Annotated in this window: 28 protein-coding genes and 1 pseudogene; 12 read left to right on the top strand and 17 right to left on the bottom strand. The window is 59.8% G+C overall.

Annotated elements, in window-relative coordinates; translation table 11 throughout:
* Positions 1 to 62: 62 nt before the first annotated feature.
* Entirely contained in the window at positions 63 to 671 is a 609-nt protein-coding gene (locus tag NKI69_RS12140; RefSeq protein WP_127294539.1) for a cysteine hydrolase family protein, read from the bottom strand.
* A gap of 219 nt (positions 672 to 890) precedes the next feature.
* Between NKI69_RS12140 and NKI69_RS12135 the strand changes: the two genes are divergently transcribed.
* Both NKI69_RS12135 and NKI69_RS12130 read left to right on the top strand, forming a co-directional pair.
* On the top strand, positions 891 to 1,265 hold the full coding sequence (locus NKI69_RS12135) for a GFA family protein (protein ID WP_348629845.1): 375 nt from the start codon (positions 891 to 893) through the stop codon (positions 1,263 to 1,265).
* A gap of 24 nt (positions 1,266 to 1,289) precedes the next feature.
* A pseudogene (locus NKI69_RS12130) lies at positions 1,290 to 1,720 on the top strand (HD domain-containing protein).
* Positions 1,721 to 1,750: 30 nt separating this feature from the next.
* On the opposite strand, the gene NKI69_RS12125 reads toward NKI69_RS12130, so the two are convergent.
* The 4 genes from NKI69_RS12125 to NKI69_RS12110 form a co-directional block, all read right to left on the bottom strand.
* Positions 1,751 to 2,161 (bottom strand): DUF427 domain-containing protein, encoded by a 411-nt coding sequence (locus NKI69_RS12125; RefSeq protein WP_023811973.1) that lies wholly within the window; start codon positions 2,159 to 2,161, stop codon positions 1,751 to 1,753.
* 124 nt (positions 2,162 to 2,285) lie between these two features.
* Positions 2,286 to 3,182: an alpha/beta fold hydrolase gene (locus tag NKI69_RS12120; RefSeq protein ID WP_128304478.1), complete on the bottom strand. Its 897-nt coding sequence runs from the start codon at positions 3,180 to 3,182 to the stop codon at positions 2,286 to 2,288.
* Positions 3,179 to 3,364 (bottom strand): hypothetical protein, encoded by a 186-nt coding sequence (locus tag NKI69_RS12115; RefSeq protein ID WP_128304477.1) that lies wholly within the window; start codon positions 3,362 to 3,364, stop codon positions 3,179 to 3,181. The genes NKI69_RS12120 and NKI69_RS12115 overlap by 4 nt, the downstream gene beginning before the upstream one ends.
* Before the next feature lie 89 nt (positions 3,365 to 3,453).
* Positions 3,454 to 3,648 (bottom strand): DUF2934 domain-containing protein, encoded by a 195-nt coding sequence (locus tag NKI69_RS12110; RefSeq protein ID WP_352441512.1) that lies wholly within the window; start codon positions 3,646 to 3,648, stop codon positions 3,454 to 3,456.
* A gap of 198 nt (positions 3,649 to 3,846) precedes the next feature.
* On the opposite strand from NKI69_RS12110, the gene NKI69_RS12105 reads away from it, so the two are divergent.
* Positions 3,847 to 4,227 (top strand): hypothetical protein, encoded by a 381-nt coding sequence (locus NKI69_RS12105; RefSeq protein ID WP_245486215.1) that lies wholly within the window; start codon positions 3,847 to 3,849, stop codon positions 4,225 to 4,227.
* 10 nt (positions 4,228 to 4,237) lie between these two features.
* On the opposite strand, the gene NKI69_RS12100 is transcribed toward NKI69_RS12105, so the two are convergent.
* A complete protein-coding gene (locus NKI69_RS12100) occupies positions 4,238 to 4,474 on the bottom strand; it encodes a DUF6894 family protein (protein ID WP_023811979.1) in 237 nt (78 codons plus the stop codon).
* 95 nt (positions 4,475 to 4,569) lie between these two features.
* Positions 4,570 to 5,022, bottom strand: a complete 453-nt coding sequence (locus tag NKI69_RS12095) for a hypothetical protein (protein ID WP_128304475.1) — start codon at positions 5,020 to 5,022, stop codon at positions 4,570 to 4,572.
* Between the two features lie 196 nt (positions 5,023 to 5,218).
* Here NKI69_RS12095 and NKI69_RS12090 point away from each other — a divergent pair, with 196 nt between their 5' ends.
* Complete coding sequence (locus tag NKI69_RS12090) at positions 5,219 to 5,956, top strand: DUF1236 domain-containing protein (RefSeq protein ID WP_352721423.1); 738 nt, start codon at positions 5,219 to 5,221, stop codon at positions 5,954 to 5,956.
* A gap of 127 nt (positions 5,957 to 6,083) precedes the next feature.
* On the opposite strand, the gene NKI69_RS12085 is transcribed toward NKI69_RS12090, so the two are convergent.
* The 4 genes from NKI69_RS12085 to NKI69_RS12070 form a co-directional block, all read right to left on the bottom strand.
* The gene (locus NKI69_RS12085; RefSeq protein ID WP_023811982.1) at positions 6,084 to 6,248 is read right to left on the bottom strand and encodes a DUF3309 family protein; all 165 of its coding nucleotides are present in this window, start codon (positions 6,246 to 6,248) and stop codon (positions 6,084 to 6,086) included.
* Between the two features lie 144 nt (positions 6,249 to 6,392).
* Complete coding sequence (locus tag NKI69_RS12080; protein WP_128304473.1) at positions 6,393 to 7,010, bottom strand: flavodoxin family protein; 618 nt, start codon at positions 7,008 to 7,010, stop codon at positions 6,393 to 6,395.
* A gap of 552 nt (positions 7,011 to 7,562) precedes the next feature.
* On the bottom strand, positions 7,563 to 8,174 hold the full coding sequence (locus NKI69_RS12075; protein WP_128304472.1) for an alpha-ketoglutarate-dependent dioxygenase AlkB: 612 nt from the start codon (positions 8,172 to 8,174) through the stop codon (positions 7,563 to 7,565).
* Positions 8,175 to 8,563: 389 nt separating this feature from the next.
* Complete coding sequence (locus tag NKI69_RS12070) at positions 8,564 to 9,313, bottom strand: Crp/Fnr family transcriptional regulator (protein WP_128304471.1); 750 nt, start codon at positions 9,311 to 9,313, stop codon at positions 8,564 to 8,566.
* 570 nt (positions 9,314 to 9,883) lie between these two features.
* Between NKI69_RS12070 and NKI69_RS12065 the strand changes: the two genes are divergently transcribed.
* The 4 genes from NKI69_RS12065 (at position 9,884) to NKI69_RS12050 (ending at position 11,304) form a co-directional block, all read left to right on the top strand.
* Positions 9,884 to 10,183 carry a PRC-barrel domain-containing protein gene (locus tag NKI69_RS12065; RefSeq protein WP_128304469.1) on the top strand — a complete coding sequence of 100 codons (300 nt, stop codon included), beginning with the start codon at positions 9,884 to 9,886 and terminating at the stop codon, positions 10,181 to 10,183.
* 81 nt (positions 10,184 to 10,264) lie between these two features.
* Positions 10,265 to 10,699, top strand: a complete 435-nt coding sequence (locus NKI69_RS12060) for a GFA family protein (RefSeq protein ID WP_352721421.1) — start codon at positions 10,265 to 10,267, stop codon at positions 10,697 to 10,699.
* An 80-nt stretch (positions 10,700 to 10,779) separates the two neighbouring features.
* Positions 10,780 to 10,980, top strand: coding sequence for a KTSC domain-containing protein (locus tag NKI69_RS12055; RefSeq protein ID WP_023811991.1), 201 nt, complete (start codon positions 10,780 to 10,782; stop codon positions 10,978 to 10,980).
* Positions 10,981 to 11,139: 159 nt separating this feature from the next.
* Complete coding sequence (locus NKI69_RS12050) at positions 11,140 to 11,304, top strand: hypothetical protein (protein ID WP_023811992.1); 165 nt, start codon at positions 11,140 to 11,142, stop codon at positions 11,302 to 11,304.
* Between the two features lie 61 nt (positions 11,305 to 11,365).
* Here NKI69_RS12050 and NKI69_RS12045 read toward each other — a convergent pair whose 3' ends face one another.
* The 4 genes from NKI69_RS12045 to NKI69_RS12030 form a co-directional block, all read right to left on the bottom strand.
* Positions 11,366 to 11,620 carry a DUF6894 family protein gene (locus tag NKI69_RS12045; RefSeq protein ID WP_023811993.1) on the bottom strand — a complete coding sequence of 85 codons (255 nt, stop codon included), beginning with the start codon at positions 11,618 to 11,620 and terminating at the stop codon, positions 11,366 to 11,368.
* A 49-nt stretch (positions 11,621 to 11,669) separates the two neighbouring features.
* Positions 11,670 to 11,909 (bottom strand): hypothetical protein, encoded by a 240-nt coding sequence (locus NKI69_RS12040; RefSeq protein WP_352721419.1) that lies wholly within the window; start codon positions 11,907 to 11,909, stop codon positions 11,670 to 11,672.
* 205 nt (positions 11,910 to 12,114) lie between these two features.
* Entirely contained in the window at positions 12,115 to 13,293 is a 1,179-nt protein-coding gene (locus NKI69_RS12035) for an acetate/propionate family kinase (protein WP_352721417.1), read from the bottom strand.
* The gene (locus NKI69_RS12030; protein WP_352721415.1) at positions 13,290 to 15,701 is read right to left on the bottom strand and encodes a phosphoketolase family protein; all 2,412 of its coding nucleotides are present in this window, start codon (positions 15,699 to 15,701) and stop codon (positions 13,290 to 13,292) included. The genes NKI69_RS12035 and NKI69_RS12030 overlap by 4 nt, the downstream gene beginning before the upstream one ends.
* Before the next feature lie 262 nt (positions 15,702 to 15,963).
* Here NKI69_RS12030 and NKI69_RS12025 point away from each other — a divergent pair, with 262 nt between their 5' ends.
* The 4 genes from NKI69_RS12025 (at position 15,964) to NKI69_RS12010 (ending at position 19,022) form a co-directional block, all read left to right on the top strand.
* A complete protein-coding gene (locus NKI69_RS12025; RefSeq protein ID WP_352721413.1) occupies positions 15,964 to 17,955 on the top strand; it encodes a protein-L-isoaspartate(D-aspartate) O-methyltransferase in 1,992 nt (663 codons plus the stop codon).
* Between the two features lie 101 nt (positions 17,956 to 18,056).
* Positions 18,057 to 18,263 carry a hypothetical protein gene (locus NKI69_RS12020; protein WP_013531530.1) on the top strand — a complete coding sequence of 69 codons (207 nt, stop codon included), beginning with the start codon at positions 18,057 to 18,059 and terminating at the stop codon, positions 18,261 to 18,263.
* A 45-nt stretch (positions 18,264 to 18,308) separates the two neighbouring features.
* Positions 18,309 to 18,779 carry a YbhB/YbcL family Raf kinase inhibitor-like protein gene (locus tag NKI69_RS12015; RefSeq protein WP_128304464.1) on the top strand — a complete coding sequence of 157 codons (471 nt, stop codon included), beginning with the start codon at positions 18,309 to 18,311 and terminating at the stop codon, positions 18,777 to 18,779.
* An 84-nt stretch (positions 18,780 to 18,863) separates the two neighbouring features.
* Positions 18,864 to 19,022, top strand: a complete 159-nt coding sequence (locus tag NKI69_RS12010; protein WP_352721411.1) for a hypothetical protein — start codon at positions 18,864 to 18,866, stop codon at positions 19,020 to 19,022.
* Positions 19,023 to 19,132: 110 nt separating this feature from the next.
* Here the strand turns inward: NKI69_RS12010 and NKI69_RS12005 are convergent, their stop codons facing one another.
* Both NKI69_RS12005 and NKI69_RS12000 read right to left on the bottom strand, forming a co-directional pair.
* Positions 19,133 to 19,561: a hypothetical protein gene (locus tag NKI69_RS12005; protein WP_023812000.1), complete on the bottom strand. Its 429-nt coding sequence runs from the start codon at positions 19,559 to 19,561 to the stop codon at positions 19,133 to 19,135.
* Positions 19,562 to 19,617: 56 nt separating this feature from the next.
* Positions 19,618 to 19,836: a hypothetical protein gene (locus NKI69_RS12000; protein ID WP_352721575.1), complete on the bottom strand. Its 219-nt coding sequence runs from the start codon at positions 19,834 to 19,836 to the stop codon at positions 19,618 to 19,620.
* Positions 19,837 to 19,863 lie beyond the last annotated feature (27 nt).

Raw genomic sequence — 19,863 nt, 5'->3', positions numbered from 1 at the left:
GATAGGCAGCCCAACCGCGCAAGGAAGCATGGACACTCCCACCCGGGCCGGGTTAGCGGACGTCAAGTCCAGTTCGAGAGAACCGTTTCCATCTCAACCGTCTCGACCTGCTGCGCGAAACGTTGGTGGTAAACGGTCAGCAGTGCGTCATGGGTTGCGTCGGAAGAACTGCACAGCGCGTCCGTGACGAGAACCACGCGATAGCCGAAATCGATGGCCCCGAGCACCGTGGCCAGAACGCAAACATCCGTTTCGCCGCCGGTGATGACCAGCGTATCGATGCCGCGCTCCACCAGGAGCGCTCTGAGACGCCCTTCGAACCAGGGCGAGTAGATGTGCTTGTCGACGATCGCCGCTGGCGGACAGTAGCCGGCTAAAGACGGCAACAGTTCGGTCATTTCGGGCCCGATCGTCTCGATCGTCAGGGAAGCCCAGCGCTCATAATAGCGCTTCCATGTGCCGACGCCCTGCCCCGGCTTCCCGGCGGGCAGGAAGCGTGTAAAGACCGTCTGTGGCGCGCGTCTTTCGACCAGCCTCTCGATCTGCGGGAGAACCCGGGTGATCCAGGGTGTTGCCCATTCGGACGGCTCTGCAAACAGCCGCTGCATATCCACGCAGATATGCATGCATCGATCGCCGAGAGGACCGTATGCCAGCCCCGGCATCGACATCAGCGCTTCTCCGACCGACGATGCATTTTCCCTGTTTCCTCCCGTTGTCGGCAAAGACACGCAACGCCGCGCGCAAGCACTGGTTCCTGAGATAGCCACAGGAACCGACGTAAATGGCTGGCGTTTCCGCTGAGATGAATGGAGGTGCTCGCATGAGACCGCGCGAGAGGCGTTGGAGCGGCAAGTCAGCCGGGGCGCCAAAATGGAACTGAGCGGAGGATGTCTCTGCGGCACGATCCGCTTCCGCGTTGGAAGCGAACCGTGCATTACTGCCATTGTGATATGTGCCGGCGAGCGACCGGCAGTGCGTTCGCGGTTCTGGCCTGGGTGCCTTCCCAAAGCGTGAACTGGACCAATGCGACGCCGACCTATCGCAGGTCTTCGCCGATTGCCTGCAGGGGGTTCTGCTCCGCCTGCGGATCGCCCCTCAGCCTTGCCTATGACGCATCGCCCGGAGAGATCGCGCTGCATATCGGAACGTTCGACGATCCGGCTCGGCTGGAACCGCGCTACAATTATGGATCGAGGCAGCGACTTGGCTGGGTTTGCTGCGGAATAGACCTGCCGCACCACGATACTGAGGAGCGATGGTGAAACCATGTCTGAAGGACAAGCCAGATGAGCATGTTTTACCGGGCGGCCAAGATTGCCGAAGAGGTCCACGCAGCACAGCGCGACAAGACCGGGCGACCGTATATCGAGCACTGCCGCCGTATCGTTGACGCGGTCGAACCAAGGACCAGAAGGTCGTCGCCTATCTCCATGACGTCCTCGAAAAGGGCGAAGGCTGGGACCGGACCAAGTTGGAAAAGGCCGGTTTTGGCCCGACGATCGCTTCGGCCGTCGACGCCATGTCGCGCAGGTCCGGTGAGGATTACTTCGCGTTTGTGCGACGAGCGGCATCGAATCCATTGGCGCTGCCGGTGAAGCGCGCGGATCTGGCGGACAATATCTGGCAGGCACGACAGGTCGGGGCATCGACTGTCAAATATGAGGAGGCACTATGCATCCTTGATGACGAGTTTCCGCGCCGTCAGCACCAGCCTTGAATTCAGATCGCCCCGCTGCGAACGGGCAATCTACTCCGGGACGTGGGGCGTGTGCCGTCTGTCCTCCGCGGGCTCGGCATCGATGCGCGCCTTTTCCGGATCGAATGCACCATGACGTGCAATGGGCCGCGCCGCGGTTTCAGGCGTCTCGTATGCCCACATGACATCGTCAGCCGAGCTGCCCACCGCATGGACGCGCCAGTAGCTTGCGGTGCCTTTCAAAGGGGAGCGGCTGGTGGTGTTCGTCTTTTCGAAAAGGTCGAAATAGATGTCTTCGAAAGGGATGTAGAACACGGGCTCATGTCCTTCTTCCTGAAGCACTTTCGCCCGTTCCGTGGCAGCGACTATGGCGTCGGAAAATCGTACCGTCACCGTGCCGGCAAACGGTTCTATGGCCAGTTGGCCAGCATGGTGTGTTGAGATTGCGCCTGAAGCTTGCATTCAAATTCTCCCTGGCTGCCGATTGATTGCGAGACCGCATTTCGGTTCGTCATGCATGGAGACGAAATGCACGGCGATGCGTCAGGTTCCGGCCTGTACTATGAGGTCGAATGACGACCCCACTTCAGCGCTTGCCATGGCTATCGAGAAACGCAGCCAACAATCGCGAAACCTGATCAGAAGCCTCACGCGTCGGGAAGTGTCCGATGCCATCCAGCACCACCCGCCTGTAGAACGCGGTGAAATGCTTTTCGAGCCCCTCTGAGGACTGGGCAAACACAACGCGGTCGTCGCCACCATGAAGCGTCAGGATTGGCACCGTGATGATCTTGACCGCTGCTTGCCGGCGGGCGAGTTCGGCATAGCGTGGATCGGGCTCGGCCTCTTCCCATCTGACCCGATAGGAATGCAACGTCACATCCGCCCAGTCAGGATTTTCGAACGAACTCGCGACACCATCGAAAATAGCGTCGTCGAACCAGCCTAATGGGCCCCAGCTATCCCACTGGTATCTGGCGAATTTTTTGCCATTGTTTCGTACGAACTCAGCGCCCCGGGCCGTCGCCATGAACCATTGATACCAAAATGCTTTCGCTTGTCCGGGCGCCGGCGTTGCTGGTTTGCCTGGTTGCCAGCCGAGCGACAGCGCAGCACAGCACTTGATGCGGTCCGGGAAAACCGACGCGAGCAGATAGGATATCCGGGCGCCCCAATCGTGTCCGACAACCGCAAAGCGGCTGAGGCCAAGCGCATCGGCAAAATCCAGCACATCCTGCGCCATCGCGGCAATCTCGCCCGAGCGCATGGTTTCTTCTGACAGGAACGATGTCGGCCCAAAGCCTCGCAGCCAAGGCGAAAACGTCCGAAAGCCAGCTTCATGAAGGGCTGGCGAAATGCGAGCGTATGTCGTCGCGTCGTCGGGCCAGCCATGCAGCAGGATAACCGGGGCGCCGTCTCGCGGTCCACCATCGAGATAGGCGACGCGCAGCAGAGGTGTGTCGCAATGTGAGACCGAGTTCATTTGCCCTGAGGCACAGTGGCTGGCTGATCACCACCAGTCGTGGACTCTAGTCTGGCGGCCTGGTCAATCTGTGGGTTCTTGTTGATGGTGCCGGTGTTGGCTTTCATCGGCTCGATATTGTTGTCGCAGGCGCCGAGCGCAAGGACGGCGGCCAGGACCAGGAGTAAAAAGAACCTCTTCATCGAAACCTCCTCTGGTTGCTGTCCGGCAAACGAGGTTCCACCAATTTGGTTGCCTGATCGTACTCTCCAAGACGCCATGGATTTGACGATCAACGCTTCGAGCTATTGGAATCGGCTGCAACTGTCGGATCAGGCAAAACCGGGCCACGTTCAGTCTCCGAACCCTCAGCCTCGATCTCCTGCACGGCCTGGTCCCAGTGCTCCTGCTCGCGGCCAGCCGGCCGGCCCTCCTGCTCCCAGATTTCATGGGCTCGCCGTTTGATCTTTTCTTCCTTGCTGTCCATGGCTAGATCCTCCAATTCGTCAGTCTCAATTCCGGGCCATATTTTTTGTTCCTCCCCATATTTTTTGTTCCTCCTCTGTCGGGAACAGCGCTGCCGGAGTTGCGATTTCGGGGAAGGCGCTTGTGGATTGCGTGGGATGAGCCGCTTGGTAATTTTCGTACCGATATTTTTTCGTGACACACCGATGCCCGCAGCTTTATGAATCTGGCTATCGGCCAGCGCCGAGCACGTCCCTCTCCGATCCTCTTGCCCGGCGCTCAACGCCTGATCGCCCGTCGCATCGACATGACGGGCCTGTTGCTTCGAGAGAAGGTGACGCCCATGCGGGAATTGCCGAAAGACATCGACGCCGATGTGGTCATCGAAATCAGCAAGCTGCTGGACGACAGCCCGCTTTTCGTCCCGGTGCGGGTTCATGAACTTGCGGCCAAGGTGAGGCAGAGGGTGAAGACCGGCCTGCCGGATTTTTCGATCGAAGAACTGATCGTGGAGATGGCCTCCGTACGTCAACTGGCCATGGCCTTTGATCTGCCTGGATCGGAGAACGTCGTGCAAATCCCGGTGCGGTATCGCCGCTAGCACTGCGGCATCACACGCTCCATCCGGAGGTCAGAACAAGCGATGCCTCAAACATCTGCGCACCGATCTCATCGCGTACTTTGACGGTTACCTTGACGAAATCGCAGTCGGGCATTTCGTCTTGGGCAACATCCTGCAAAATACGAATTGCTTCCGCTCTGGCTTGTTCCCGGGATTCGAACAGCTGCCCGTCATCGTCGGGTACCGCGCCGTCACCGTTTTGAAGATCGAAATAGTACCGCTTCATTTTCGAGCCACGCTGGAAACATCGGGCGGGTCAGTGATTTCGCTTCATTGGGGTTCCTGCCCGCTCGGCGGCCGTGCTGGTGAAGACGTGGTCGTTCAACGCACCGCAGCGCGAAGCGCCGATAGGAAAAGCACAAGCAACGCCAAGGCATTGAGGCCAGCGGCGATGGCATGTGAATACTCCCATTGGCGCCGCAGCAGCTCCCAGTTTTCAGGCAGGACAGTCCAGTTCCGGGTCGCCTGATTGATTGGGTAGGTCAGCGTCCAGAAGGCAAATTGCGTGGCGCCGATGCTGAGAAAGGCGACGACAACCAAGCCGAAAGATGCACTCGCTCGGTAGAGCAGGATCGCCAGGGCGGCCGTAGAGAGCAATGCTCCCAGCACCACGATTCCGAACAGGCTCCATCCATCATAGGCGCGCTGCGCAGCCAGATAGTTTGGCCCGTCGAGCTTCATCTTGTTGAACATCGCGAAGAGATGCGCGGCGGCCGGAACGAAAGCCAGTGCCACGAAAATGAAGCTGACCACCCTCAGACTATAAATTGCCATATCCGGCCTCCTCTCAGGAGAGAGCTAGGGCAATCGGCAAGGTTGAAAAGGTCATTATAACGACGGCTTCCGCCCGCGATCATGTGGTCTCGAGTGAGGTCGTTTTTTTAGACCTCACTCAACTATCTCGGAACATTTTTTTTGGGTTCTGGTTCTACGCACTGAAGGGACGAACCTTACCCAGGGAGATTTCCCCATGAAACATGTTCTCATTACCAGCATGCTGGCGATCGGGCTCGGCTGTGGAACGGCAATGGCTCAGACACAACAGCCCGAAAGCCAATCTGGCGCAGACGCCAATTGCGCTTCCGGGCAGGCTGACTGCCAGGGCGGTTCCAAGATGGGCGAGCAGGCCCAGGGCAAAGCCAAGCTGAAGACCGACGAGCAGGCTCAGGGCAAGGCCGGCACCTCCACCGACCAACAGGCTCAGGACAAGACCAAGCTGAAGACCGACGAGCAGGCGCAGGGCAAGGCCGGCACCACCGACCAGCAGGCTCAGGACAAGACCAAGCTGAAGCAGGCGCAGGACAAGACCAAGCTGAAGACCGACGAGCAGGCGCAGGGCAAGGCCGGCACCACCACCGACCAGCAGGCTCAGGACAAGACCAAGATGCAGACCGACGAGCAGGCTCAGGGCAAGGCCTCGAGACAGGATACGACGTCGACCGGTTCCATCAACAACGTGACGGTGGAGCAGAAAACCGAGGTCACTCAGATCATCCGGGAGACGAAGGTCGAGCCTGTTTCCAATGTCGATTTTGACATCACCGTCGGCGTCGAAGTCCCACGGCAGAAGGTCAGGCTGCATCGTTTGCCGGCTCGTATCGTCAAGATCGTTCCCGCTTACGAAAGTTACGAGTATTTCGTGCTTGCGGACGGCCGGATCGTCATCGTTGATCCGGATACGTTCAAGATCGTCCTGATTTTGACCTAACATCTCCAACGAGTGGTCCGCCCTCTAGAGGGCGGACCGTCATTGCTGGACTGCTATGGATTCAAAGCAACCCAGAAGGACCGCAAGCGGCAGGTGATACATTCTGCCACCCGCATCGCGGACTCGGCTAGAGACGCCCGAGCACGACCAGGATAATGACTACAAGCAGCAGCAGACCGAGGCCGCCGCCGCCATAGTAACCGGTGCCGTAGAAAGGCCCGCCGCCAAGACCACTAAAACCGCCAAGCAATGCAATGACCAGAATAATGATAAGAATCGTGCCGAGACCCATGACTTGCTCTCCTGTTTGCGGCTTCGCGCCGTATAGACGGAGCGGCGGTCGCCGGCTGATGAGAATATGAACTCGCTACAAGCCTTCCTGTTCCCGACTGAGACCTCATCGACGCTGCCAAGGTAGTGTTTAGGTGAACAAAGGTCACCCCGAGACGCCCGAGTAGTCCCGCTCTTTCAGCAATCCAGCGAGATGGGCGGCGTTTGAAGCTGCCATTTCGATCGCACCCGAGACTTTTTCCGGAGTTGCCGGCAGGTCGACGTAGTTAACCTCCTGCATGGCCTCGCCAACCCAATAGACCCCGCCATTGGCCGGGATGGTGAAGCCAACATCGTTCAGTGCCTGAAAGCATTCCGCGTGGCAGTGATGCGCACCGTCCTCATTGCCGACGATGGCTACCAAGGCCACCTTTCCTGCTGCCGGCATGCGCCCTCTGTCATCGGTCTCATCGAGAAACGCATCCATCCGCTCCAGGACGCGCTTGGCCACACTCGAGGGCTGGCCAAGCCAGATCGGGAGCCCGAGCACGAAAATGTCGGCCGCCAGTATTTTCTTCCTGAGTTTCGGCCAATCGTCGCCCTCGCCCATGTCGGAGAGCACGCCGGGCTTGATATCGTGGCTGAGCGCACGCACGATCTCGCCCTTCACCTCGTATTGCATCAGCGCCGCCAGGACATCGGCGAGCAACCGATCGGTGGAGGATTTTTCCCTGTCGTTCGAAGCTTTGAGCGAGCAATTGAGTGCGAAGGCCGTAAGCGGCATCTGGATCTCCCTGCATTGTCCTAATTGCAAATCGCCGCCGCGACGACTTCGCGACAGCCCATTCGCCCGTTGCGGGACCGCCCGGCATTTTAACGTCAGGATTAAATGCTTGTTCCGCCAAGCGGACCAACAGGCCGGTGGCGAGAGTGGCCCCCTCCTCCCGCCGGGTGACGGTCCAGCCGGCTGAGCGAGCAGGCTGGGTTCTTTGAGCACTGGCCACTGCTGGAGAACGGGCGGCGGTGAGCAGCGACGCCGGCGGAAACCGGTCGGGCAACCTATTCGTTCGCTCATCGTTTTCTCCTGAGTTCCCGAGAATGGATAGACGATGCTCGTCCGGACCCTCGAAGCAGGCAATATGCGGCTGGCGGTATCCATGGCCGGCGATCCGGGCCGACCGGCCTTGATCCTTCTGCACGGCTGGCCCCATTCCCGGAAAATCTATGAGGGTGTGATCGATGAACTCGGCGCACGATGCTTTACGCTGGCTTTCGATCTTCCGGATCGGTGAATCGCGTGGCACGCCGCCGTCGGCGGAAAAGAAGGTTCTTATGCTCATGCGGAGTTGGCGCGCAATGTCCGCAAGGTGATCGAGTATCGATGCAGGTCAACTGGCGGAATGCTATGCTCCCATTCCGTGCGTGATGGTCCGGTCATGAGATACGCCGACCTTGGTTCGACGACGATGGTGCGGCGATCCCACTTGGTGCCATTCTTCCGCCGGAGCCGGAAGCTGCAAGGCGCCAGCAACGAAACACCCGCAACGTCTTCGAAATGAGGCTTGTCTCGATGCCAGCCAATGCCGGCGCCAGGCCGATACTCATTGATCAACACCTGCGCGAAAGCCTCGGCGGGCCTGCCTGCCAGCACCGCGATCTTGTCGCGCAGGGCCAGTAGGAAGTCAGGGATCGGCGGCGCTTCGACGACCTGACGCCTGTCATAGTCGTAGCGCAGGCCAAAACCGACCACGCGCCGGTTTGCCAGATGGCCATGGAAATCGAACGCCTCGAAAGGCAGGCCTTCGAGGCGCCGGGCGAGTTCCGCTTCTTCTTGCGCCGCGATCAACTCGGGCTGGTAGAGGAAACCGTCCGGCAGGTCGTCGGCAGCACCAAAGAGATCGTGCTGAAGCCTGGATGAGCCGGGTGTTTTCGATGTGGGTGTCGACATCCCAGCTAGATGGTGAAGGCCAGCCCGCCTGGCAATATCGGAACCTGGCCAGCAAATCTGCACCCTACCCGCGGACATCACCGCGCCGACCGGACAAAGCCTGTCAATTCGGAGTTATCGGGTGCTGTATTCAACCTAGGATTCCGCAGGCAGGCCTTGAATGCGATCGAGGGAGGTTGCGTGTATGTACGTACGGTTCTTACCAAACCGTGAGCCCTCGTTGCCAGTTGCTTGTCAGCAACTAAATTGGCAACGCGGCATCCCCAAAACATGCCGCAGTGGCCGGCGCGGGTTTGGGCAACGGTGTCTCACCGGCATCATCGCGTCGGCCACTCGAAATGTCCTCCTGGCGGTTCAGTGGCGGAGAAGCCTCTGTCGCCCTCCAGCGCTCAAACGAGAGGCCGCTGCTGCCTCGCAGGATGCTTCGAGCCAAGATCTCCGATCAGCCGGCGGTACTGGGTTTCGGGTGGACCGTAAGAATCTCGCGCCAACTTCACGAGACCGTCTCGATCGCGGATCGTGATCTCTCCGCGGCGCGCTCGGATATAACCATAACTCTCGATCATCTGAAGGCCAACGGTAACCCCCGGACGCCTGACACCAAGCATGATGGACAGAAATTCATGGGTTATCATAAGTCTGTCGCCGACAGTGCGGTCGCTGCACATCAAAAGCCATCTCGCCAGCCGGACTTCCAGGCTCTGCCGTGCGTTGATCGATGCCGTGTAGCTTGTCTGAACGTGGAAATATTGGACATAGCGCAACAGGAACGACCGCAACGTAGGGCTGTTCTCCAGGGCTTCGACGAATGGGGCGGCCTCTACCCGGAGGGCCTCGCATGTCGACTGGACGTAGCAATCAAAGTTGGCCTGGTCGTCCCCCATGATCAGGGCCGAACCGGTCATTCCTTCGAACCCGATGATTCCGACTTCCGCTTCGGTCGCCGCCGAAGTCCTGGCCACCACCGATGCCAGTCCGCTTTCCAGAAAATAGACGGCTTCGATCTTCTGCCCCGCAGTCTCCAGTGGCGCGCGCAACTCCAGAAAAACGCTCGCGAGATGTGGCCTCAGCCGCGCGAAATCGTCCGCACTCATGCGGCGAAGCAATTCGCTCTTGGCTTGCAGGATCTGGTAATCCACGAGACTCTTTTCCCTTGGGCAAGAGCACTGGGATCTCTTAGCCGGTTGCGCCCGTCGAACGAGCGGACGGTAATGAACCATAGACTTCGTCTCGCGCAGCACTAGACGGGCCGGCGTGTTGGTATGAAACCAACAGTTACTGCTGAAGACTCGAAGGCCTTGTTGGCTGACCATCTTTCGCCAGCAAACGAGCCTCCCGCAGGATAGAGGCGCGATCGAACCCGAGGAGCGATATGATTTCACCTATCTGCTGTTCAATGGCGCCTGTATCCCGCGCCAGCGCGGTTATCGCGTCCAGTGGCAGACCGGGGTGCTCGGGCTCCTCGCCATGCAAGGCCATGCCTCGTGATGGGCAAGAGCGATGGTCACTCCCAAGCGTCAGCGCCCAACTGTGCTGCTGACGATTTTCCTTTGTACGCTTCCGTACGGAGCTTTGCGAGTCAATTCGGGCCGAGGCTGATTTTGAGGGTTCTTGCATCCTTGTGTCGTCCGTCCGTCGCCCCCGAAATTGTTCGGAACGATTGCTCGGCTGAGAGGTTCAGATATTCCACCCAACAGGAGTCTCGAACGATGGATCACACCAATCACGTACGCCTCACAAGCACCGAACTGACGCCCGACCTTCTCGAAGACGCCACGATTTACGACGCGGACGACAACAAGGTCGGCAGCGTTTCGCATGTCCACGGCTCTGGAGCCGCCAGTCAGGTCGTCATCGATGTCGGCGGCTTCCTCGGCATAGGCGCCAAGCCAGTGGCCGTTCCCGCGAGCCAGTTGGAATTCATGCGCGATGAAGACGGCGACGTTCACGCGGTGACGAACTGGACCAAGGATCAGCTCAAGAGCATGCCCGAGCATCACGATGCATGATTTCAAGGACTTCACCTTGAATGGGAGCGGCCGTTCGGCCGCTCTCTGAACGTTCCTTGGGCGCGACAGGATGGACAGACGATGCGGCGCGAGACCGGAGGCTGCTTCTGCGGACGGATCGCGGCAGCCATGGATGGAGAGCCTTTCTGGATATGCTACGATCACGACGACGATTGCCGCCGGGCCATCGGAAGTCCGCTGACGATCTGGGTCGGTTACCGGCCGAAGCAATTTCAGCTTCTTAGGGGAACACCGAAGGTCTTTTCCAAAACGCCAGGCGTCACCCGCACGTTCTGCCCAGACTGTGGAAGCTCGATAGGCTATCGCGACGAAGGTCTGCCGGACGAGTTCTATGTGACGATCGGCTTCCTCGACAAACCTGAAGGTTTTCGGCCGCAAGCCCATGCCTATTGGGACCTGAGGCTACCGTGCATCGAGTTTGATGACAGCCTGCCACGCATCGACCGATATTCGAGGAAGCGCGACCCGACGTTCGGCAACCCGCGCGACCGGTAGTCGCGGTGCGAGCCGCGAGGGCATCGGCGGAACCTGACTACCGCTAGCGGGTTATTCGGGCAGACCCGTCGGGTGCCACTATGCCATCGACCGTGATCCAAAACACACAATACGATCCCGCCACCAAGATCCTCTCGGTCTGGTTTGTGCCGAGCGGCAGACGTTACGATTATGAGGGTGTTGCGCCGGCAACTTATGCCGCTTTCACCAAAGCCTCCTCAAAAGGCCGCTTCTTCAATGAATTCATCCGAGATCGCCATCGATACCGCCGCGTGGCGTGACAAGTTCAGCCATGAGCAGGCGATGCACGGAACCTGACCGGGACCGTCTCGTTGACGTCTCGTCGAAGCAAACCAGGCAACGACAGTTCATCTGGATATGCTCGGGCGTTCGCACCGGCAAAGATCGATCGGAACAGGCTTCAAGGGAGTTCAAGAGCCATGACGGCCAAGAAGCAGAAGACCGAAAGCAAGGACAAGAAGGCGCTGCGCTTGGCAGAGACCACCGACGTCTCACCCAAGCAGGCCAAGGAGCTCATGCGAAAGCATGGCAAGGACAGCCCCAAGGTCGAGAAAGAAGCCAGAAACTTCAAGGCGGAAGGATAGGATCCGCATTGAAGCCCGACCCGTTGACCCTGCAAGCGATCGGCCGCCAGGCAATTCGGTATTAAGGGGGTGCCCCGGCCTTTTCGGCCGCGAGCGCAAAGGGGAAGCGCAGCACCAGGTTGCGGTTCTCGTCAAAAATCTCGAAGGCCAATCCGGTACGCAGCGGCTTGCCATGCAGCAGCTCTTCGGCCAGGATTTCCTTCGCCGACGCCATCGCGTTTTCCTCGGCGCTCGCGAGATCAGGAAATTCCTGGCCCTCCGGATCCTCCTGCAAGCTTCCGCTCTCATCTCGAAGGTCGAAAAAGTATCTGGACATGCCGACTGAACTCCTGCTCATCGCGATGGTGGCCTCGGAAGCGCCAGCCTCAGATTTCAGTGCCTGATATACCCGGATTGTCGAAGAGCACGGCGAGGCCATGCTCTATGGCGCAGGCCGCAATCAGATCATCGAAGGCCTTTCCCGAAAGCGGGCAACTTGGCATCACCTCTCGGATTGCGGTTCCGGCCTTGGCTGTAGAGATCACATCGTGGCGCTTCCTGCGTGTCTCGACATATTGCTCGACCAGGATTTTCAGGCGCCTCACCGCAACGTCGTCCGTAAACATGGATTCCTCAGCCAAAGCCTAAAGTAAGGCTGTCGGCCTGATCATCGTGCCGACGGTCTCGGGGTTAGCCCGGATTGCTCGCACAATATTTCCATGGGCAGTTGGTTCCCCCGACCGCTCGCTTGGTAATTTTCGTACAGGGAATACCCTTGCCCCGCGCTTTCATCTGGCCGAACCGACAGCCGATTTCCGAAATGGCGAGCCTTCAGGCTTGCATCACCTTGCGGCTGTGACGCGCAACGACACTTTCCTCATCGGTCGCAATCACGCGCACCTCCACCTTGCTCTCCGACCGACTGATGATTTCGGCGTGGGTGTCGTTGGCGTGTTCTTCAAGCACCACGCCAAGCCAGGTCAATTTTTCGCATATGGCGTTGCGGATAGACGCGGACCGTTCGCCGATGCCGGCGGTGAACACGAGGCATTCAAGACCACCCATCGTGTTTGCAAGCGCCGCGGCCTCTCTCGCGGCGCGAAAGGCGAAAAGCGCCATCGCCTCATGAGCGCGGGGATCATTGCTCGCTTCCAACGTCCTCATGTCGCCCGAAACACCGGATACGCCGAGCAGTCCCGATTTCTCGTAAAGGATTGTCTGCAGTTCCTCAGCCGCGATGCCTCTTTCCAGCAGGAAGTACAACAGCACGCCGGGATCGATGGCGCCGCACCGCGTGCCCATGACGAGGCCATCCAGCGCCGAAAATCCCATCGTCGTATCGATGCTCTTGCCCTGCTGCAAAGCGCAAAGGCTGGCACCATTGCCGAGATGGGCGACGATGGTGCGTTTCGCCGCAAGAGTTGGCGATATCCCGCTGAGCCGCCCGGCGATGTATTCATAGGAGAGACCGTGAAACCCGTAGCGGCGCAAGCCTTGCCCTTCATACTGGCGCGGAAGGGCGAAGCGCCGCACGAGCGGATCGATCGTCTGGTGGAAAGCGGTGTCGAAACAGCCAACCTGTGGCAAGTCCGGTTGCAAGGCAGCTATCGCGCGGACCGGCGCGAGACTGCGAGGCTGATGCAGCGGAGCAAGCGGCGTCAACCTGTCGATGGCGTCGATGATGTCTGGGGTAAGACGGACAGGTTCGATGAATTCGCTTCCGCCATGCACGACGCGATGGCCGGCGCAGAGCAGGTTTCTTTCGCCAATTTCGCTCTGCACCCAATTCAGCATCTCGCCTATGGCCGCATCACGCGACTTGTCGGCGGCGAGCTGCCGCTCGCACTGCACCGTTCCGTTGGCCGCTTTTGCGCGGAGTGTGGGTGTGTCGCCCAAGTCCAACGTGCCGCGTGAAACGAGCTGCAGATCCTGCGACGAGGCAATATCGTAAAGCGCGAACTTTATGCTGGACGAACCGGCATTCAGCGCCAGGATCGACCGGCGGGTCATCGGCGCGCCTTTGCCGCGCTTTTGCCGGGCCAGCTCCATTCCTGGATTTCGGGCATGTCTTCGCCGTGCTCGCGGACATAGGCCCTGTGCTTCACCAGCCGGTCGTGGAGTTCGCCCGCAAGCCCTTCGGCCCTTTCGGCCAGTCCCGGCACGCGTTCGATGGCGGCGAGCGCGAGGTGGTAGCGATCGAGTTCATTGAGCACCACCATGTCGAACGGCGTCGTCGTGGTGCCCTCCTCGCGGAAGCCATGCACATGCATGTTGTCATGGTTGGCGCGACGGTAGGTCAGGCGATGAATGAGATAGGGATAGCCGTGATAGGCGAAGATGACAGGCCGTGTCTTCGTGAACAACGCGTCGAAGTCTCCATCGGCAAGGCCGTGCGGGTGCACCGTGTTCGACTGCAGCGTCATCAGGTCGACAACATTGACGACGCGGATTTTCAGGTCGGGGATTGCGGAGCGCAGAATGTCGGTCGCAGCAAGTGTCTCTAGCGTCGGCACATCGCAGGCGCAGGCCATGACCACATCGGGCTCCTCGCCCTGAGCAACCGTACCGGCCCATTCCCAGATGCCCGCCCCCGCCTTGCAATGCGCTTCGGCTTCTTCAATGGACAGCCATTGCGGTGCCGGCTGCTTGCCGGCGGCAATGACATTGATGCGGTTATAGGTTCTCAGGCAATGATCGGTGATCCACAGCAGGGTGTTGGCGTCCGGCGGAAAATAGAGCCTTACCGTATCGGCCTTCTTGTTGGCGACCAGATCGGCAAAGCCCGGATCCTGATGGCTGAAACCATTGTGGTCCTGCCGCCAGACATGGGAGGTCAAAAGGTAATTGAGCGAGGCGATCGGCTTGCGCCAGGCAAGCTCGCCGGAGGTCTTCAGCCATTTGGCATGCTGGTTGACCATCGAATCGACAATGTGGATGAAGGCTTCATAGCAGGAGAACAGGCCGTGCCGGCCGGTGAGCAGATAGCCTTCGAGCCAACCTTGGCAGAGATGCTCGCTGAGCACCTCCATGACACGTCCGTCACGGGAAAGATGGACGTCATAGGGTTCGATGCACTGCATCCAGATACGATCGGTAACTTCGAACACCTCATCGAGGCGGTTGGATGACGTCTCGTCCGGCCCCATCAGGCGAAAATTCCGCGCCTCGGCATTGAGGCGGAACACCTCGCGAAGATAGCTTCCGCAAATCCGCGTCGCTTCAGCGATGACGCCACCTGGACGCGGCACTTCCAGCGCCAGGCTTTTCCAGTCTGGAAGCACAAGATCGCGCTTCAGCAGTCCGCCATTTGCGTACGGGCTTGCGCCCATGCGCTTTGTCCCTGTTGGGGCAAGTGCCGCGAGTTCCGGCAACAGATGCCCGCTTTCATCGAACAGCTCTCCCGGTTCGTAGCTTCGCATCCAATTTTCGAGGATCTTGCGGTGGTCCTCATTTCCGCGTGCGTTCGACACCGGCACTTGATGCGAGCGCCAGAAACCTTCGACCTTCTCGCCATCGACCTCCTTCGGCCCGGTCCAGCCCTTGGGACTGCGCAGCACGATCATTGGCCATTGCGGGCGTTGACCATGCCATCCCGGAGCCCGTGCCTGCTCCTGAATTGAACGGATGCGATCGAGCACCGTGTCGAGCGTCGCGGCCATCGACTGGTGCATGGCAAGCGGCTCGTGGCCCTCGACGAAGAACGGTTCGTAGCCATAGCCGGCGAAAAGGTCTCGCAATTCCTGGTCGTCCATGCGGCCGAGGATCGTTGGGCTGGCGATCTTGTAGCCGTTGAGATGCAGAATCGGCAGGACTGCGCCGTCCGACATCGGGTTCAGGAATTTGTTGGAATGCCATGCCGCCGCGAGCGGACCGGTCTCGGCTTCGCCGTCACCAACGACGCAGGCAACCACCAGGTCCGGATTGTCGAAGGCCGCACCGAAGGCATGGACCAAGGCATATCCCAGTTCACCGCCCTCATGGATTGAGCCGGGCGTCTCGGGCGCGGCATGGCTTGGCACGCCGCCGGGGAAGGAAAACTGCCGGAACAGTTTCCTGAGGCCGTCTTCGCCCTGCCCGATATCGGGATAGATCTCGCTATAGGTGCCCTCGAGCCAGGTGTTGGCAACCATTGCGGGACCGCCATGGCCCGGGCCGCAGATAAACAGAACATTAAGGTCGCTTTCGCGGATAACGCGGTTCAGATGCAGGTAGAGAAAATTCAGCCCCGGCGTCGTGCCCCAATGGCCAAGCAGCCGCGGCTTGACATGTTCGGCCTTCAACGGTTCGCGCAACAGCGGATTGTCGAGCAGGTAGATCTGGCCGACCGAGATATAATTCGCGGCGCGCCAGTAACGGTCCAAGAGGTCGATCCGTTCGTGGCCGATAGCCTGCGGCGTCGCGGCTGCCTTGTCGTTCATCGACATCTCCAGCTTCGGTTCGCTGGTGATAACTGGGGCATCTTTGCGCTTGAGCAACCCCCGACTGCCGCCGTCCGGGGCGGCGTCGCGACCCGCGCAGCCAAGAGACCGGACGCTATCCCGGCGGGCACACGGCTCTGTCCGCAGATAGTCGGGAACCTTGAAGTCTTCTGGCGGTTAGAAACTGGAATCGCGAAGGCAGGCTCAAGGCAGGTACCGCGAAGGATCGCCTCGAAGCGTTGCACCAAAGGGGAGCTAAAAGATGCTCGATCTTCCTCGTGCCCGTGATCGAATGGTCAAAATCCATGTCGGCCGGCGCGGCATCCATGACCGTGAGATTCTGCAGGCTATGCGCGAAGTTCCACGCGAGGCCTTCGTCGAACCCGGCTTCGAGGAATTTGCTTATGAAGACACGCCGCTGCCGATCGCCGACAGCCAGACCATATCGCAACCCTACATTGTCGCGTTCATGATCGAGATGGCGGATGTCAAACCGGGTGACCATGTGCTCGAAATTGGCACCGGCTCGGGGTACGCCGCCGCGGTGATGAGCCGGATCGTCGAACAGGTCTACACGATAGAGCGTCATCCCGGTTTGGCCGGAACCGCGAAGCGGCGGTTTGAAAAACTCGGCTACCAAAACATCGAGGTTCGGACAGGCGATGGCACCAAGGGCTGGCCGCAGGCGGCGCCGTTCGATGCCATCGTGGTGACAGCCAGCGGTCCCGGCGCACCGCTCGCCCTTCAGGAGCAACTCGATGTCGGCGGCAGGCTCGTCATTCCGGTCGGCGACGACCCGGATTTGCAACGTCTGCTCAAAGTCACCCGGACAGGCGCCGCAACCTATAGCGAGGAGGATTTCGGCGGTGTGCGCTTCGTCCCTCTGATCGGCGAGCAGGGTTGGTCGGAAGACGGCACGGTCACCAAAGTCGGCCGTCCGCTTCGACATCCGCATCCGATCAGCCTCCCTGATATGATCGCGGCCGCGGCCGAACCCCTGCCCGATTTCGACGATCCGGCCTTCGGCGCATTGTTCGATCGGTTCGCCGACCGGCGCATTCTTCTGCTTGGCGAGGCAAGCCATGGCACGGCCGAATTCTACAGGGCGCGCGCGGCAATCACCCGCAGGCTCATCGAACGCCACGGCTTCACCATCGTCGCGGTCGAAGCGGACTGGCCCGACGCGGCGGCGATCGACCGCTACGTTCGCCATCGTCGGCCGCGAACCGGCACTGGTGCGCCATTCCAGCGATTTCCGACGTGGATGTGGCGCAACACCGATGTCGCGGCCTTCACCGACTGGATGCGCCGTCACAACGAGAAGCTAGAGCCTTCGGAGCAAGCAGGGTTCTACGGCCTCGACATCTACAATATGAGCGGTTCCATCGGCGCGGTCCTCGACTATCTCGACCGGGTCGATCCCCAGGCAGCCAAGATCGCGCGCGAACGCTATGGCTGCCTGACGCCCTGGCAACACGAACCGTCCACCTACGGCCGCGCGGTGCTCACCGCCGGCTATCAAAAATGCGAAAAAGCGGTGCTGGAACAATGCCGGGACTTGCTCGCCAAACAGCTCGAATATGCAAAAAGGGACGGCACCGACTTTCTCGATGCCAGTCAGAATGCCCGGCTGATCGCGTCCGCCGAACACTATTACCGGACCATTTACTATGGCGGTGCGGAGTCCTGGAACCTGCGCGACACGCACATGTTCGAAACGTTGGAACATTTGCTGCATGCCGGCGGCCCCAACGCCAAGGCCGTGGTGTGGGCGCACAATTCCCATATCGGCGATGCCCGCTTTACCGAGATGGGCGTCGTCAGGGACGAACTGAACATCGGCCAACTCTGCCGGCAGCGTTTCGGGGATGAGGCAGCGCTGATCGGTATGGGCACGCATTCCGGCACTGTAGCGGCCGCCAGCAACTGGGATGGCAAAATGGAGGTGAAGCAAATTCGCGCGTCGCACGCCGACAGCTACGAACGGCTTTGCCACGATTCCCTTGTGTCGCGGTTCCTGCTCGACCTCGGGCGCGACACAACGCTGCGTGAGCGGTTGCTGGAACGCAGGCTGGAGCGATTTATCGGCGTGATCTACCGGCCGGAAACCGAGCTGGGCAGCCACTATGCGGACGCTTCCCTGCCCCGGCAGTTCGACGCGTTCGTATGGTTCGACAAAACCGCGGCAGTGACGCCGCTTGGCCCGGAGCATGCAAGAACCGGCGTTCCCGACACCTATCCATTCGGGCTTTAGGCGGCGCGCGGCGAACCAATGAAGAAGCCGAGGCGTGGAACCGGAACGAATTATCCGGTCTGCGATTTCAAAACTGCAATCCCCGTCGAAGGAGTTTTCTCATGACCGGAACCAAACATCCGAAATGGAAAAAACCGAGCGATGCCGACTTGGCGAACAATCCTGGTATCGGGACTTCCAAGGGAACGATCAAGGAAGGCGAAGAGTTCGAGCTTGAAGGCGAGAACACGGTCGAAGGTGACGTCGAAAACGACACGACCGCCGCTGGCGGAATCGATCCAAGACAAAAGATGCGGACCAACAAATAGCTGCCCTGCGCGTCACTGGGATCAACTTCGCCCGAGGAGTGAACCATGCCACTTGCCCTTAGCAGTGCCGCCTTTGCCGAAGGCGGACAAATTCCCGAAAGATACACACGAGACGGCAAAAACGTATCGCCGCCGCTGAAATGGTCTGGAGTGCCAGATGAAGCAAAGAGCCTTGTTCTCGTCGTTCAGGATCCTGACGCGCCGAGCGGAACGTTTGGTCATTGGGCGGTGTTCAACATCTCCCCGGACACAAGGGAACTTCCCGAGGCCGAAAGCGGCAAGCCGGGTCCGGGCGCCCTCAGGCAAGCAACGAATGATTTTGGCAACGCCTATTACGACGGCCCTGAGCCGCCGGTCGGACATGGCGTTCACCATTACCATTTCCGGCTGGCCGCGCTCGACATCCCGAGCCTTGCCATTCCAGCCAGCGTGGGCATCGAGCGCATCTGGCGGGAGGCGCAGAAACATTCGCTTGAGCAGGCTGAACTCATCGGAACCTACGAGCGCAATTCGTAAGTTAATGACCAGGGGCGACCGAGGTGGCCTGCTGCGCGGAACGGTTCTCCTCCTCGCCGGTTGTCTGGGAAAGGAGATGGCGCCATGTTTGGAGATATCATGTGGTTGGTCGTCGTTGCCGGCGGCCCATTGCTGCTGATCGTGCTGATGGCCTATGCCGTTATCGCACGCCGTCGGCGTGGACCCGCCGAACGAAGGGAGAGCGACCGAGCGACCGAGCGGCTATACCAGGACAAGCGTTGATCCGCATCGGCGAGACCTCCGATTGGCAAGACATCCAATCGGCAAGACATCCAATCGGCAAGACAGGGGATCGTATGCCGCACCGAAGCGACGACGATCCCCAACTACGGTCAGCGCATTATCCTTTGCCGCAACCACGCAAAGAACCTGCCGCTGATGGCTGAGCGGACCCGCGTCGCAGCCCAGCGCGCTTTCATGGTTGAGCCGACGTGGCAATCGCAGACGATGTCGTGCAACTGCCAGTCGTTCAACTCGAAAAAGCGCTTTGCCTCACCATATGTGTCGTCTTTCAAACCCGATGCGCGCAGCACTGGATCTTCGAAGGCAACCGAAATTGCCGTACCCTCGCCCCGCATCATCGCACGTGCTTCAGGGTGCAAATGTTCAGTGCCTGCAAAGGCCCCAAGGCATCGCTCGGGATTACGCTCCAGCAGTTCAGCCCAGCGCTCTACGCGCTGATTTCGTGTCATTGCGGAATAGGCAGCCGACGATTCAATCTTGGCGACGGCATGCAGTTGGTCGAGTGTTTGATGTTTCATGGCCAGCTCCTGTTGAGGCAGCGAAGCGCCCACGCCTTCAAGGGAATTACCGCGCGTTAATGCTTCGACAAGAGCGCCAGGCTGGAGAATTCGACACAACCGGATTGGGCCGGCGGGATCATAAACACGCCGGCTGCGTTCATCGACGGGGCTGCTTGTGACAAGCCACTGATCCGCGACGGGATGCATCCATGTTCATCCAGCCAATCGACTATTTCCTTGCCGTCTGGTTCGCTCTTGCCGCCGCCTCGACGCTTTATGTCGGCTTCGATCAATACCGCAACAATCCCGAACCGGTGGTG

This window comes from Mesorhizobium sp. M0491 (genome assembly GCF_040321265.1).
In the GTDB taxonomy this organism is placed as follows: Bacteria; Pseudomonadota; Alphaproteobacteria; order Rhizobiales; family Rhizobiaceae; genus Mesorhizobium.
Note: the sequence above shows the minus strand (reverse complement) of the source record. Positions and strands in the feature narration are given on the sequence as shown.